Source organism: Arthrobacter sp. YA7-1, from assembly GCF_025960325.1.
Classification (GTDB): domain Bacteria; phylum Actinomycetota; class Actinomycetes; order Actinomycetales; family Micrococcaceae; genus Arthrobacter; species Arthrobacter bambusae_A.
On sequence record NZ_CP110114.1, the window covers coordinates 780,752 to 794,595 of the forward strand.

General features: G+C 64.2%; 15 protein-coding genes. 10 read left to right on the forward strand and 5 right to left on the reverse strand.

The genetic code is table 11. From position 1 onward, the window contains the following. Position 1: 1 nt before the first annotated feature. From OIT41_RS03695 to OIT41_RS03720, 6 genes are all read left to right on the forward strand, one after another. Positions 2–1,081 (forward strand): ABC transporter ATP-binding protein, encoded by a 1,080-nt coding sequence (locus tag OIT41_RS03695; protein ID WP_241708080.1) that lies wholly within the window; start codon positions 2–4, stop codon positions 1,079–1,081. Further along, on the forward strand, positions 1,078–2,625 hold the full coding sequence (locus tag OIT41_RS03700) for an inositol monophosphatase family protein (RefSeq protein ID WP_241708081.1): 1,548 nt from the start codon (positions 1,078–1,080) through the stop codon (positions 2,623–2,625). The genes OIT41_RS03695 and OIT41_RS03700 overlap by 4 nt, the downstream gene beginning before the upstream one ends. Next, positions 2,612–3,445: a DUF6454 family protein gene (locus tag OIT41_RS03705; protein WP_264637442.1), complete on the forward strand. Its 834-nt coding sequence runs from the start codon at positions 2,612–2,614 to the stop codon at positions 3,443–3,445. Before OIT41_RS03700 ends, OIT41_RS03705 begins: the two co-directional genes overlap by 14 nt. A gap of 56 nt (positions 3,446–3,501) precedes the next feature. Continuing rightward, positions 3,502–3,678 (forward strand): hypothetical protein, encoded by a 177-nt coding sequence (locus OIT41_RS03710; protein WP_171983423.1) that lies wholly within the window; start codon positions 3,502–3,504, stop codon positions 3,676–3,678. Between the two features lie 143 nt (positions 3,679–3,821). Next, complete coding sequence (locus OIT41_RS03715) at positions 3,822–4,124, forward strand: DUF4193 domain-containing protein (protein WP_078106360.1); 303 nt, start codon at positions 3,822–3,824, stop codon at positions 4,122–4,124. A 353-nt stretch (positions 4,125–4,477) separates the two neighbouring features. Next, positions 4,478–5,023: a hypothetical protein gene (locus OIT41_RS03720; RefSeq protein WP_241708083.1), complete on the forward strand. Its 546-nt coding sequence runs from the start codon at positions 4,478–4,480 to the stop codon at positions 5,021–5,023. Positions 5,024–5,087: 64 nt separating this feature from the next. Here OIT41_RS03720 and OIT41_RS03725 read toward each other — a convergent pair whose 3' ends face one another. From OIT41_RS03725 to OIT41_RS03745, 5 genes are all read right to left on the reverse strand, one after another. After that, positions 5,088–6,653 carry an APC family permease gene (locus tag OIT41_RS03725; RefSeq protein WP_241708084.1) on the reverse strand — a complete coding sequence of 522 codons (1,566 nt, stop codon included), beginning with the start codon at positions 6,651–6,653 and terminating at the stop codon, positions 5,088–5,090. Positions 6,654–7,151: 498 nt separating this feature from the next. Beyond that, positions 7,152–7,538, reverse strand: coding sequence for a flagellar assembly protein FliW (gene fliW, locus OIT41_RS03730; RefSeq protein ID WP_241708085.1), 387 nt, complete (start codon positions 7,536–7,538; stop codon positions 7,152–7,154). Then, the gene (locus tag OIT41_RS03735; protein ID WP_241708086.1) at positions 7,535–8,422 is read right to left on the reverse strand and encodes a flagellin; all 888 of its coding nucleotides are present in this window, start codon (positions 8,420–8,422) and stop codon (positions 7,535–7,537) included. The genes fliW and OIT41_RS03735 overlap by 4 nt, the downstream gene beginning before the upstream one ends. A 3-nt stretch (positions 8,423–8,425) precedes the next feature. Beyond that, entirely contained in the window at positions 8,426–9,847 is a 1,422-nt protein-coding gene (gene flgK / locus OIT41_RS03740) for a flagellar hook-associated protein FlgK (protein ID WP_241708087.1), read from the reverse strand. A 75-nt stretch (positions 9,848–9,922) separates the two neighbouring features. Beyond that, a complete protein-coding gene (locus OIT41_RS03745) occupies positions 9,923–10,423 on the reverse strand; it encodes a flagellar protein FlgN (RefSeq protein ID WP_241708088.1) in 501 nt (166 codons plus the stop codon). Between the two features lie 299 nt (positions 10,424–10,722). On the opposite strand from OIT41_RS03745, the gene OIT41_RS03750 reads away from it, so the two are divergent. The 4 genes from OIT41_RS03750 (at position 10,723) to OIT41_RS03765 (ending at position 13,837) form a co-directional block, all read left to right on the forward strand. Next, positions 10,723–11,610 (forward strand): flagellin, encoded by an 888-nt coding sequence (locus OIT41_RS03750; RefSeq protein WP_241708089.1) that lies wholly within the window; start codon positions 10,723–10,725, stop codon positions 11,608–11,610. Between the two features lie 111 nt (positions 11,611–11,721). After that, positions 11,722–13,122, forward strand: coding sequence for a flagellar filament capping protein FliD (fliD, locus tag OIT41_RS03755; protein ID WP_241708090.1), 1,401 nt, complete (start codon positions 11,722–11,724; stop codon positions 13,120–13,122). 3 nt (positions 13,123–13,125) lie between these two features. Further along, positions 13,126–13,557 carry a flagellar export chaperone FliS gene (gene fliS, locus OIT41_RS03760; RefSeq protein ID WP_241708091.1) on the forward strand — a complete coding sequence of 144 codons (432 nt, stop codon included), beginning with the start codon at positions 13,126–13,128 and terminating at the stop codon, positions 13,555–13,557. 4 nt (positions 13,558–13,561) lie between these two features. Continuing rightward, positions 13,562–13,837, forward strand: coding sequence for a hypothetical protein (locus OIT41_RS03765; protein WP_241708092.1), 276 nt, complete (start codon positions 13,562–13,564; stop codon positions 13,835–13,837). Positions 13,838–13,844 lie beyond the last annotated feature (7 nt).

Sequence of the window (13,844 nt, forward strand, 5' to 3'; positions counted from 1 at the left end):
CATGACAATCCATGAACCATTGACCGAACTGCCCGCCAGCCCCACAAAGCCGGGCACACCGGCGTCGGGCGGTGGCCTGGCCATCCGCGGCCTCCACAAGGTCCTCGGCGGCCGCACCATCATCGACAACCTCGATCTCTCGGTCAAGGAGGGCGAACTGGTGTCCTTGCTGGGGCCCTCCGGCTGCGGCAAGACGACCACGCTGCGCATGATCGCCGGCTTCCTGGAACCGGACTCCGGCTCCATCGAGGTGGAAGGCCAAGAGGTATCGCACCTCGGCGCGGAGAACCGCCCCAGCGCGATGGTGTTCCAAAACTACGCGCTGTGGCCCCACATGACCGTGGCCAAAAACGTCGGCTTCCCGCTGAAGCTCCGCAAAATGTCCAAGGCGGAGATCAAGGACAGGGTGGAAGCCGTCCTGGAGCTGGTCAGCCTTTTGCATCACAGGGATTCCAAGCCCGCCCGCATTTCCGGCGGCGAGCAGCAACGCGTGGCTTTGGCCCGGGCACTCGTTCAGGAGCCGAAGCTCTTGCTCCTGGACGAACCCTTGAGCAACCTGGACGCGAAACTGCGGGTCAAAGTGCGTGAAGACATCCGCAAGATCCAGCAGGAACTGGGCATCACCACGGTCATCGTCACCCATGACCAGGAAGAAGCGATGTCCATGTCCGACCGCATCGCCGTCATGAATGCTGGCCGGATCGAGCAATACAGCACACCGGAAGCCCTCTATGCCCGCCCGGAAACCGAGTTTGTGGCCACGTTCATCGGCAGCATGAACCGCATCGAAGGCTCGCTCAACAACGGACTTATTGCCACGGGCCCGGACATTCTCGGGATCCGACCCGAGGACGTCATCCTGGCGGACGCGCCCTTCGCGGGTGCGGTTCCGGCGACGGTCGAAAGGGTTGTCCCGCGCGGACACTTCCAGGAAGTGTACGTGCGCAGGGCCGACGCCCAGCTCCGCAGCTTTGTCAGCGGCGAGCCCATGCGGCCAGGCCAACAGCTCTATGCCGGCATCCGCAAGGCCATGACCTTCCGGGACGGACGCCTGGTAGCAGAGGCAGGTGCCTCACTGTGAGCAACACCATTGACACCACAAGGACCCGCGCCACGGCCCATCGCGGCGACTCCAGCAAACATCTGGAGAACACGCTGCCCGCCATCGCCTCTGCCGTCGACGCGGGTGCGGACCTGGTGGAGGTGGACGTCCGGGTCACGAAGGACGGGCAGGTGATCCTGCTCCACGATGCCTCCCTGCTCAGGATCTGGAGCCTCGACGCCGACGCTGCAGACGTCGACTATGACCGCATCAGGCAACTGGGCGCCGGCGAGGAGCGGATTCCCCTGCTTTCCGAAGCCATAGAGCTTTTCCGCGGCCGCCGGTCAACCTTGCTCATCGACATGGACGAGCCCGGCCCCGCAGGGGCGGCTGCCGCCGTCGTGCGCGAAAGCGGCATCGAAGTGGCCTGGTGCGGGAACCTGGACGGAATGCGGATCATCCGTGCCCTCGACCAGGACGCCCGGATTTGGCTGCCCTGGAGCAAGAGGACGGCCCCGCCGGACGAGCTGCTCGCCGAGCTGAATCCCGAGTTCGTCAATTCCGAGCACGTGGTCCTCAGCAAGGACATGGTGGAACAGATCCACGCCGCGGGGGCCAAAGTTGCGTGCTGGACCATTGATGATCTCGAAACAATGCGCTGGGCCTTGGGACTCGGCGTGGATTCGATCACGAGCAACCAGCTGGACCTGTTGCAAAGCGCCATCGCCGAAGACCCGCAGGTGTGGGATTCGGCCCGGGCTCCCGGGGGACTCGCCGGAGATGAAGTTCTTGAGTCCCGGAAAGTCGCGTTGGAGCTGGCCGAATGGGTCGTCGGGTACATGCGCGACGCCGATCGCGGCCAGGTCTCGACCAAGGCGCACCCTGCCGACCTGGTCACGGAAGTCGATGTCGCCGTCGAGCGCCACGTCCGCGAAGTGATTGCCGCCCGCCTTCCCGGCCACACAGTGGTTGGCGAGGAAATGGGTGGAGTCGCGGTGCCCGGCGCACCATGTTGGTACCTTGACCCGGTCGACGGGACGACCAATTACGTAAACCGGATTCCGTGGACGGCCTTCTCGCTTGCCTTGGCTGTGGACCGCAAGCCAGCTGTCGCCGTCGTCGTTGATCCCTGGCGAGGCGAGATTTTCGAGGGGTGGGCGGGTCACGGCGCCTGGCTCAACGGAATACCGCTAGCACTGGCTCCCGGGGGGAGTTCGACGGCGGCCCTGGCCGGAACCGTGGTGGCGACCGAACTCGCGGGACACCTGCCGTGGCCCGGGATGCTGGAACTGCTCGCGGAGCTGGGCGAGCGGCACTGCATCATGCGGATCATGGGTTCGGCGACCATGACGGTGGTGGGCGTAGCCGCCGGGCGCGGCGCGGGGGCGATCATCGGGAGTTTCAGCCCGATCGACCACCTGGCGGCGACGCTTATTGTTCAGGAGGCTGGAGGCGTCGTGCTCAACTCCGAAGGCGAGATGGACACGTTCCCGGAACAGGGCGGGGTCCTTGCCGCCCGTCCGGAATACGCAGCCGAGCTTTACGAATTGTGGAGGCAGGCGCATGCCGATGCGGGAGACTGAGCTCCTCTCCGCGGTCGACCGGCGGAGCCGCTTCGAACCGCTCGGGGAGATCCGCCTCGATTTTCCGACCCACCACCCGCAGGGCATGGCGTTCGCCAGGGGACTGACGTTCTTGTCCTCCGTTGAGATCCTCGATGCGCCGCGCCCCGCGGCGGATCCCGCACTGCGCACTCCCGGACGGGGGAGCGGGCACGTGTTCGTCCTCGGACCGGACGGCGGGCTGCTGCGCGATATTCCCGTGGGAGAGGACGCCGCGTATCACCCCGGTGGTATCGATTTCGACGGCGACCACGTGTGGGTTTCCGTCGCCGAGTACCGGGCCGCGAGCAGAAGCATCGTCTATACGATCGATCCGGACACCTTCGAGGTCAGCGAGCGGTTCCGTGTGGACGACCACATCGGTTGGATCCTCCGCGATCCCGGACTGGACCTGGTGTTCGGCGGAAGCTGGGGTTCCCGGCAGCTCTACACCTGGGACACGGACGGGCGGCTGCTGGATCAGTGGGAGAACCCCGGGCACTTCGTCGACTACCAGGATGCCCAACTCCTGGGCCCGGGACTCCTGCTGTGCAGCGGTATTTCCCTCTTGCCGGAGGCCGATGGCGGTGTCCTTGAACTCGGAGGACTGGCGCTGGTGGAACCGGTTCGGAGAAGAGTCAGTCGGGACGTGCCCATCAGCGTGTTCAGCGGCGCGGGTCACGTCATCACCCGCAACCCTGTCACCGTCACCTCGGATGAATCCGGACTGCTGATTCACGCTGCTCCGGATGACGGCCACGACGACGGCGGCACGCGGATACTGAGCTACAGGATCATTTAACACGGCTGTGACAGGGCGGAAACGGGTCCTGAATGCGGCCTCGGTAGTTTGGCCGCATGATCGTCTCCATCATGTCCAAGGTGAGCGCCTGGATCGAAGCTGCCTACTTCTACGACGCCGCCGAGCTGGGGGCCTCCGGAGCTACCGAAACCACCCGCTACGGCTGGCTCCCGGCCCTCAGCGGTGTGGCCATCGCGGACGCTCAGGCCAGGAAAATGCGGGCTGGGGAGTAGCGAAAACCCCGGGATTCCGGGGTTTTTACGTGGCCAAATGTCTCGTTGGACACACTATTCGTTGATGGCGTGTACTATGCCCTAAACTGCTTCACTGAGGTGCCTGAAATGGCACTATGCAGCAACGAAAGTGAACCACAACAATGGCTACCGATTACGACGCCCCACGCAAGACCGAAGAAGAGTCTCCCGCCGAATCGCTCGAGGCCCTTCAGGCATCGCGCGGCTCCGGTGCCCAGACTGCTGTGATCGACATCGACGAGAACGACACAGCCGAAGGCATCGACCTTCCGGGCGCCGATCTGTCCGGTGAAGAACTGACCGTCATCGTTGTCCCGGAGCAGTCCGATGAATTTACGTGTTCATCGTGCTTCCTGGTCCGTCACCGGTCGCAGATCGCGCTGGAAAAGAACGGCCTCAAGTACTGCCGCGAGTGCGAAGGCTAAACCCCGCACGCAAAGCAGCCCCGCACGACTGGAATCCAGCAACACCACACCAGCCGGGTGGGGCTTTTGCATGTCACGCCCAGCAGACTTTTGGCAGATCGTGCCCGCACCTCGCGACCCCTCAGCAGTAACCCATCCGGCGTCGTTATCCGGGATAACGAACGGGGGCGCGAAACAGCGCCAAAGCCCGGGAAAGACGCAGAATCCAGGCTGCGTCATCACGTCCCCGTGACCCTTCGCGATCTCCACTAACGGTTGGGGGCCGAAGCGGAAACGAAGCCACCGAAAGGTCCCGGACACTCCTACGCTTTGAGGTATCGGATCTCTCAAGTATCTAAGGGGAGTGGGTCCCGGTGAGAAGGTTTCACGCGTGGTTGGGAACAGTGTTAGTGGCCGTCGGGCTCGGCCTCGTGGCTCCGGGACCAGCGTCCGCCGCTCCGTATTGCGGGATTGTGTGGGGATCGCTGGCGAAGTCCAACCCGGCGCTGGCCCAGGCACAAGTGGTCAATGTCAGGACGGGCCCGCAACCATGCTTTGACCGCCTGGTGATCGACCTGAACGGCGCCGTTGCCGGCTACTCGATCCGTTACGTTCCACAGGTACTGCAGGACGGCTCGGGACTTCCCGTTGACCTGAGAGGCAATGCGTTCCTGCAAATCACAGTCAACGCACCGGCGTACTCCGCCGGCGGCAATGCCACGTACACCCCGGCCGACAAGAACGAACTGACGAACGTCTCAAGCTACAGGACCTTCCGTCAGCTGGCCTTCGCGGGCAGCTTCGAGGGATACACCAGCCTTGGCCTGGGTCTTCGCGCCCGCCTCCCGTTCAGGGTCGTCACTCTGGCCGGTCCGGGAACGGGATCGCGCCTGGTGATCGACGTCGCGCACATGTGGTGAAGCAACCACAAGAGAAGCCCTGCCCCGGGTGATTCCGGAACAGGGCTTCTGGCGCGCTGGAGGGTTACTCCGGAACCACGAGGGCCGGAGTGTCCTTGCGGAGGGTTTCGCCGCGGAAGAAGCCGGGCCGGACGCGGGCCATGATCACCATGACCACCGCTCCGAGGACCAGGATGCCCACGCCGATGATGAAAACGAGGCCGACGCCGAAGATCTCGGAACCGCTGCCGAACGACGGGGACCAGCTGTCCACTGCAGTCTGGATGAAGACGAGGGTCAGCACGACGCCGCCGACCACCGGGAAGAGCAGGCGCATGAAGAAGTTGCGGACGCTGCTGAACACGCTGTGCCGGAAGTACCAAGCGCAGGCAAAGGCGGTCATTCCGTAGTAGAAGCAGATCATCAAGCCCAAAGCCAGGATGGTGTCGTTGAGGACGTTCTCGCTGACCACCTTCATGATGGCGTAGAACCCGCCGGAGATAGCCCCGGCCATGATGGTTGCGAATCCGGGGGAACCGAAGCGCTTGCTCACGGTGGAGAACTTGTGCGGGAGGGCGCCGTAGTGACCCATGGCGAGAAGGCTTCGGGCCGGTGAGGCCATGGTGGACTGCAGGGACGACGCTGTGCCTGCGAGTACGGCCAAGGACATGAGGATGGCCAGGGGGCCCATCACCGGTGAAGCGAGTGCGGCGAAGATGTTGGACTGGTTGTCCGGGTTGTTGAGCCCGATGCCGTCTCCACCGACGCCTGCCACCATCATGGTCGCGACGATCACGGCGACGTAGAGTCCCAGCACGGCGATCGCCGTCGTGGTGCCCGCTTTGCCGGCAGTGCCTTTGCCGCCTTTGGTCTCTTCATTGACCGTCAAGCAGACGTCCCAGCCCCAGTAGACGAAGACCGCCAGGGACATGCCGGCAGCGAATTGCTCAAAGCTGCTGATCTTCGTGGGGTCGAACCAGTCCCAGCTGAAAGCAATGGCCGTGGGGGTGTCACCGGAGGAAGCGTGGGTGAGTGCCATGACGACGAAGACGCCCAACACCACAACCTGGAATCCCACCATGGCGTACTGCACCAGTTTGGTGGCATGCAGGCCCCGGTAGCTGACCCAGACAGCCAGCGCGACGAAAGCCAGGCACGTGGCGATGTTCAAGGCTTTGTTGGAGGTGAGGTCGGCAAGATCGGGATTGCCGAACACCTGGGCGAGGAAGAGGTAGAAGAAGTCCACCGCGACGCCTGCCAAGTTGGACAGGACGATGATGTTCGCCGCGAGCAGCCCCCAACCGCCCATCCAGCCGATGAACGGGCCGAATGCCTTGGTGGCCCACGTGAAGGTGGTGCCGCTGTCCGGGGAGTCCGCGTTGAGCTCCCGGTAGGCGAACGCCACGAGGATCATCGGGATGAAGGCGACGATGAAGATCGCAGGCAGCTGAAGGCCCACCGCGTTGACCGCCGGGCCGAGTGAGCTGGTCAGGCTGTAGGCGGGTGCCACGGAGGAAATACCGAGGACGACGACGGCGAGGAGCCCCAGCTGCCCCGTCTTGAGTCCTTTGCCGCTGATGCCGTGTTCGGTGCCGGCGGGATCGTGGGCCTCCACGGTTTTCCTGGCGCTTGGGCGGGTTATTTGAGTCATGTGCCTGGCTCTTTCTAGATGGGCCGAAGATTGTTGCTGGGTGATGCAGTGAAAGCCGTCTGTGGGGTCATCGAAGCTGATGGTGGGCGGGAGAGGTTGGGGCGCCCGGGTTGGTGGTGTGGATCATGATGGCTGTTTTCCGGTGAGACGGGAGTCACTAAATGAATGACGTTCATTTAGTATGAACGCGCGGAAGCCTGGGCGCAAGTGGTTTGCCGAAACAATTTTGGTGTGGGAGTGGATCATCTGAGCTGGCGTTTGCCGGAAATGGCCCAAAGGTGAGCTCGCGTTCGCCGGAAATGGCCCAAAGGTGAGCGGGCGTTGTGGAGGGCCGATGGGTCGGGCGACGATCCCGCAGCGCAAGACAGGACGCTCGCTCACATATGCAGTAAAAACCGGCGACGCTCGCTCGGATATGCGGTCAAAAGCGCAGACGCCCGCTCAGATCATCTGAGCGGGCGTCTGCCGGGAGGGGCCTAAAGGTGAGCGCGCGTTTGCTTAGGCGCTCAGCTCGGCCCGGAGAGGGTATTCCTTGCTGTCGAGGAGCAGTTGCGTGCAGCGTCCGGTTTCCGGGTTGAGTACGATGGGGGCCGCGAGATTGACCGTTGTCTTTTCGGGAGTCGGGTTGACCACTACCAGGGTGGTTGCCAGCTCGGCCCGGTCCAGCCCGAGGTCTTCCAATGTCGTGCGGGGGATGGCTGGCGCGTAGTCCGGAAGATAGACGGCGGCCTCGGCCAGGAACATCCGGATGCGCGGACTGGCCGATTCCATAGCGTAGAGCCCGGGGGCGCCGTCGATTCCCCGCAAGGCGAAGCCGGCAGAGGCTTCGAGCCCCGGCATGGGCGCCGTGAAGCTCAATTCGCGGGAAGCCTGTGCCGTGCTCATTTCAGGAAATCCATGAGCGTGGGCTGCAACGTCTTGGCAGTGACAGCGAGGGCAACCTGGTAGTTGGTTTCCTGCAGCTTCAAGTCCATGACCGCCTTTCCTATGTCTGCGTCTTCAATGCCGGAGCGTTGGACCTCAAGCGAGGCCTTCAGCCCGTCCACGGAGTTCTGCGCGCTCATCAGCTTCGTCTGCCGCACTCCGACGTCTGCCCGTCCGCTGATGACAGTTTTGATGCTGTCGCTGAGGGCGGTCAAGCGGCTCCCGACGTCGGCACCGGAGCGGATGTCGGCGACGACGTTGCTCACCAAGGCGAAGACCGAGGTGGCGCCGCTCCCGAAGATCGCACCGCCGTCGGCGTCTACGCGCACCGTCTGGTTCGCATCGACGCGCCGCTGCACCGTACTGCCCGGCGTTCCATTGAAGACGGGTGGCGTGGCATTGCTGAAGGCGCCGGCCGAATCGGAACTTCCCGCGAAGACATTGCGGCCAAGGTACTGCGTGTTCGCCTGCGCGAGGAGGTCGTTGTTGAGTCCTTCGATTTCGACGGCGATCGCCTCCTTGGCGGTGCTGTTCAGGGAACCGTTGCCAGCCTGCACTGTGAGGTCACGGACCTGATTGAGGATGTTGGTGGCCTGGCCGAGGGCCGAATCGGCGGTTGTCAGCCAACCATTGCCGTCGTTGATGTTGTTCGAATACTGTCCGGCGGCGCTGATCTGTCCCCGCACGGCAAAGGAATTCGCCAAGCCCGTTGGGTCGTCGGAGGGCCGGGTGATGTTGGTAAGGTTGGTGGCCTTGTCCTGCAGGGCTGCGAGCTTGGCCGAACCCGCCTGGAGATTCAGCTGCGCGGCGGCGGCCATCGTCTGAGTGGTGACTCTGTTGAGCATGGCTTACCTTCCCACCAATCCGGTGTGGTTGATCAGGACGTCGAGGGTCTCGTCCACCGCAGTCAATGCCCGGGCGGCCGCCTGGTAGGCGTGTTGGTTGGTGAGGAGGCTGATGTTCTCCTCGTCGAGGCTTACGGAGGCTCCTGAGGAACGCTGCCCGACGGCGGCAGCGCTCGCCGCGTCGGCGAGCTGCTGGTGCTGCTGTGCCGAACGCGACGTTGTGCCGATTCCTGTGACAATTCCGGACCATAGAACGTCGGGGGAGCCCTGCCCGGTGCCGATTTGGGCCACGGCGTCCGCGATGCTGCCGTCGAGGGCGCCGGAGCCGGGGCTGCCGGTGGCGATTCCTGCGGCGCTCGTCGGGACGACGCTGAGGGACAACGCAGCCGGAGCGCCGGGGTTGGTGGCGAAGAAGTCGAGGTTGGTGGCACCAGTGGTGGACTGTCCGGTACGGTGCACGGCATTGACGTCGTTCATCAGTTTGGTGGCGAAGGCGTTGTAGGACGCGGCGGCTTCGGCGATGGCCCCGCCGGCACCTCCCGGAGCGGCCGGGGCGAGGAGGGAGACCGCACCGGCGAGCTTTCCGCCGTCGAGCGGTACCGCGACACCGGGGCGGTCCGCCCACTCCAACTGGACTGGCGCGCCGGGCGCGCCCATGCTTGTCTGGCCTGCCAGCGCGAGGTCGCGGTGCGAGGTGCCGGAGACGATGGCGTTCCCTCCGACGAAAACGTCCACCGTGCCGTCGGCGTTGTCCCGGACAGTGCCTCCGGCCAAGGACGAGATGGTCTCGGTCACCTGGTTGCGGGCATCAATAAGTTCGTTGGCGGAGCCTCCCGAGGCCGTCACAGAGCGGATGGTCGCGTTGAAGTTGGCCACGCGGGCGGCGGCGTCGTTCAGGGTAGAGACGGTGCTTTGGGCTTCTCCGTGGACGCGGGTCCACTGCGCGTCCACGGCCTTGTAACCGTTCGAAACAGCATTGGCGAGGGTTGTACCTGCCTGAAGCAGCATGCCGGCGGGCGCGGCTTCTCCCGGGTTGTTGGAGATGCCTTGCCAGGAGGACCAGAAAGTCTGCAGCGCCGTGGATATCCCGGAAGGCCCCGGCTCGTTCAGCGAGCCTTCGAGCTGCTGGAGCTCGGTGGAACGGTATCCGGCGTAGCCGGCCTGGGCAGCCGTGGAACGGACGCCGGCGTCGAGGAAGCTATTGCCCAGACGGGCGATTCCATCGACGGATACGCCTTGGCCCGGCTGGACCCCGGCCGCGACAAGGCCCGTCCGGACCGGCGCGCTGAGGGCCGATTGTTCGATGCGTTGCCTTGTGTAGCCGTCCGTGCCGGCGTTGGCGATGTTCTGCCCCGCCACGTTGATCGCCTGCTGCGCTGCGGTGAGGCCCAAGTAGGCCGTATTGAGTCCGCCGAATGTGCTCACTGCTTTGTCCTTTGGGTGATCCGGACCTCGGGTGGTCCGGCCTTTGCTTAGCCGTCCGTGTTTGATGAGTTCCGGTCAGAATTGCTGGTCGAAAAGACGGGACGGGGTTGAGTCCGGGGTCCTGCCTTGGACCCCTGTCCGGCCATGGGAGTCGTAGGTCCCGGCGGCCGGCTTCAGATCCGCCATGGTTTCCTGGGTGGAACGGACGGCAGCGCGGAGGAACTGCTCGTTTGAATCACGCAACTGCTTGATGGTGGCGGTCTGCTGCTGCATCGCATTCAGGTGCGAGGACAAGACGTCGGCCCAGGCCGCTTCCGGCGCGGACGAGGCAAGCGTGCCCAGCGAGGACTCCGCTGGCAGGCCCCATTCCTCTGCCACGGCAGCCACTTCCACCGCCCTGGCAAGGCCTGCCTTGGACAAATGTTCCAGTACTTGCTCGACTTCCCGCGTGCCATGCGGCAACCATCGGGATTTGCCCGCTGTGAGGAGCAGCTGCTCTTCCTCCAGCTTGAACGTCAGCAGGTCCAATAGCTCACGTTCCCGCCACAGCAGGGCCGACAGTTCATGGATGGCCATGTCGGGTCAACTCCAGTTCCGGGTTGGTTTTTCGGGTGCATTGCCGCGAGAAGGCACTTTCCCCTGTGCCTTCGCCGCGCCAATGACAACTATCGGCTGCAGTCGCCCACGCGTTAGGCGTTGTTCATACATGATTTGTCTGCTTTGTCCAGTCAAGCGGCGCCCTGCGGATTTTGTGGGCTGCCGCAAAATTTCCCTGCGGATTTTTGCTAACCAAAAGGAACGTTGTTCCGATAACCAGAAGTGACAGGCCACGGACGGCCTGGAGTACCAGCAGACCCAATCACGGAGGAAACACCATGGGCATGGCAATCAACACAAACCTGATGGCGAACAACGCCTACCGCAACCTCAGCAACACCCAGAACGACGTGGCCAGCTCGATGCAGAAGCTTTCCAGCGGCCTGCGCATCAACAGTGCAGCTGACGACGCTGCCGGCCTGACCATCTCCGAAGGCCTCAAGTCCCAGGTTTCCGGTTCTGCCGTTGCAGCCCGCAACGCCCAGGACGGCATCTCGGTCATCCAGACCACGGAAGGCGCACTCGGCGAAGTCACCTCGATCCTGCAGCGCATGCGCGACCTTGCCGTCCAGGGCTCGTCTGACACGAACAACGCCAATGCGCGTGCAGCCATCAAGACCGAAGGCGACTCCCTCGGCCAGGAACTCGACCGCCTGACCAAGGGTACGAACTTCAACGGCATCGACCTGCTCAAGGGCAACACCGGCACCGGCGTTTCCGCCACCGGCACCCTGAGCATCCAGGTCGGCACCGGCAGCACCGGCAACGACAAGATCGACATCAAGGTCGGCGACGTAGCCACGGCGGTCGGCAACCTGTCCGGCGCAGCCGGGGCCACCGACTTCAACGTCACCGACACGGTGGCTGGCGACGGTACAGCTAGCGCAAACGCTCAGGCGACGATCGCCAAGATCGACACGGCGATCAAGAACATCACCACCCAGCAGGCAGGTCTGGGTGCCACCCAGAACCGCCTGCAGCACGCGATCAACACCCTGAACGTCTCCGGTGAGAACCTGCAGGCCGCACAGTCCCACATCACCGACGTCGACATGGCCCAGGAAATGGTCAAGTTCACCAAGGCCAACATCCTGCAGCAGGCCGGTACGGCCATGCTGGCACAGGCCAACCAGTCCGGCCAGGGTGTCCTCAAGCTCCTCGGCTAGAACCGGACCGCCTAGCGGATCCATCGCCGGTGGCGGTCAGCTCGGGTCCTGTACCCGACTGGCCGCCATTGGCCGTTAGCGCAGCAGCATAACTTTGGAAGGAACCCCCGAGTGGGAACATCGATTGACGGCCTCGCCAGCGGCCTGAACACCACCTCGATGATCGACGCGCAGATGGCCGTGGAAGCACTGCCCCAGCAGCAGCTGCAGGCCAAGGTCACCTCCGACCAGTCGATGATCAACGCGCTCAACAGCCTCAACACCCGCGTGACAGTGTTGAACTCCCTTGCCACGTCCATCTCAGCGCCGGGCGCGACCAATCTGTTCACGGCCACCACGAACAACCCGGCCGTCACGGCCACCGCGTCCACCACGGCGACCACGGGCTCGATCGATGTGACGGTGACCCAGTTGGCGTCCACGAAAGTCGGTGTCACCGAAGCCCTCACCACGTGGCCCACCGATGCGTCCGGCAACCCGGCACACCTCACGCTGGTTGACAAGAGCGGCAAGGCCACCGAAATCACCCCCGCTTCCACGAGCCTTGACGATGTGGTCAAGGCCGTTAATGCCGCCGCCGGGGGAGCGACCGCGGTGAAGGTCCCGGCCGGCAACGGCACTTATCGCCTGCAACTGACCTCCAGCACGAGCGGCGCAGCGGGCGACTTCCAGGCCTATCAGGGCACTGCCGCCGATGTCACCGCAGGGACTGCAACGGACCTGTTTGCCGCGCCCACTGCCGCCATCGTCAAACCGGCTGCGGATGCCCAGGCTGTCCTGTATGCCGGAACCGCAGCGCAGCAGACCATCACTTCGTCCAACAACACGTTCAGCGAGATCCTTCCCGGGGTTTCGGTGACCGCAACGGCCGTGAGCTCCTCACCGGTCACCGTCACTGTCGCAAGCGACACCGCCGGCATCACAAAGAAGGCCAGCGACCTGGTCTCATCGGTGAACGATCTTTTGGGCTACATCGCGACCAGCAGCGCGGTGAGCACGACCACGAGCGCCGCCGGTGTCGCCAGCGCCCAGGGCGGTATCTTCACCGGAAACAGCTCCGTGCGGGGTATCAGCGACGCCGTTACCGAAGCGGTGGTGGCCCCGGTGAACGGCAAATCGCCCTCCGAATACGGCATCGTCATCGAAAAGGACGGCACCTTCACCTTCGACAGCGGCAAGTTCGCCTCGGCGATGGCGGCCGACCCGGCCGGAACCCAGTCCGCCTTGTCGCAGATCGCCACGAGGGTCGCCTCGGCCGCGACGAACGCCTCGGACCCGGTGAGCGGCTCCATACCGCAGCTGATCAAGGGGCAGCAGTCCGAAGTGACGGATCTGACCTCCCAGATCGCCGATTGGGATGTCAGGCTCGCGGACCGCCGCGCCTCCCTCAAGGCTGTCTACACCAACATGGAGGTCCTGCTCGGTGGCCTGAAGTCCCAGGCATCGTGGCTCACCGGCCAGATCTCCGCCCTGTCCAGCTCGTCCTCATCCTCCTCGTCGTCAGGAAACTAGACCGTGACAGCCACAGCACTTCGAGCCAGCCAGCTCAGCAAGTACAACACCGACGCGATCCTCTCGGCCCCACCGGCCAGGCTCCTCACCATGCTGTACGACCGCCTCCTGCTGGACCTGGGCCGCGCCCAATTCGCCCAGGAGAACGCCGATTGGGGCGTCGCCAGGGAAAACCTCCTGCATGCCCAGGCGATCGTCACGGAGTTGTCCTCCACCTTGAAGACCGACGCTTGGGATGGCGCCCCCGGACTGCTGAGCATCTACCAGTACTCGATGGAAGCCTTGATCGGGGCCAACATCTACCGCGACGTCAACCGGACCAAGGAATGTATCGCGCTGCTGGAACCGCTGCGGCAAGGCTGGCATGACGCCTCTTCGCAGCTTCCTGCCCAGGGCGCGACCGCCAGCACGATCGGGACCCTCGGTGTCGGCTGACCCGATGCGGGAATGGTCCGACATCCTGGACCGGCTGGAAGCCGATATCGCCGTCGCGGTCTCCGGGGGAGAGCCGGTGCCCTGGAATCCCCCTGCCGAGGCCGGGCCCCTTCCGCCGGCTCTGGTGGACAGGGCACGGAGGCTCCTTGACGCGCAGCTGGAATCCGTGAACATCCTCGGCAAAATCCGGAACGACGCCCTTGCCCACCTGGACGCACTCAGCACAGTCCCTGGAAGCCGCGATGCCTCGCGTCCGTTGATCCTCGACGTCCAAGGCTGAAGAAAAG

Bases quoted from the DNA above. Each gene is read 5' to 3' on its own strand.
- OIT41_RS03695 (WP_241708080.1), top strand. From the start codon at position 2: ATGACAATCCATGAACCATTGACCGAACTGCCCGCCAGCCCCACAAAG.
- OIT41_RS03705 (WP_264637442.1), top strand. From the start codon at position 2,612: ATGCGGGAGACTGAGCTCCTCTCCGCGGTCGACCGGCGGAGCCGCTTC.
- OIT41_RS03710 (WP_171983423.1), top strand. From the start codon at position 3,502: ATGATCGTCTCCATCATGTCCAAGGTGAGCGCCTGGATCGAAGCTGCC.
- OIT41_RS03715 (WP_078106360.1), top strand. From the start codon at position 3,822: ATGGCTACCGATTACGACGCCCCACGCAAGACCGAAGAAGAGTCTCCC.
- OIT41_RS03725 (WP_241708084.1), bottom strand. From the start codon at position 6,653: ATGACTCAAATAACCCGCCCAAGCGCCAGGAAAACCGTGGAGGCCCAC.
- fliW (WP_241708085.1), bottom strand. From the start codon at position 7,538: ATGAGCACGGCACAGGCTTCCCGCGAATTGAGCTTCACGGCGCCCATG.
- OIT41_RS03735 (WP_241708086.1), bottom strand. From the start codon at position 8,422: ATGCTCAACAGAGTCACCACTCAGACGATGGCCGCCGCCGCGCAGCTG.
- OIT41_RS03745 (WP_241708088.1), bottom strand. From the start codon at position 10,423: ATGGCCATCCATGAACTGTCGGCCCTGCTGTGGCGGGAACGTGAGCTA.
- OIT41_RS03750 (WP_241708089.1), top strand. From the start codon at position 10,723: ATGGGCATGGCAATCAACACAAACCTGATGGCGAACAACGCCTACCGC.
- OIT41_RS03765 (WP_241708092.1), top strand. From the start codon at position 13,562: ATGCGGGAATGGTCCGACATCCTGGACCGGCTGGAAGCCGATATCGCC.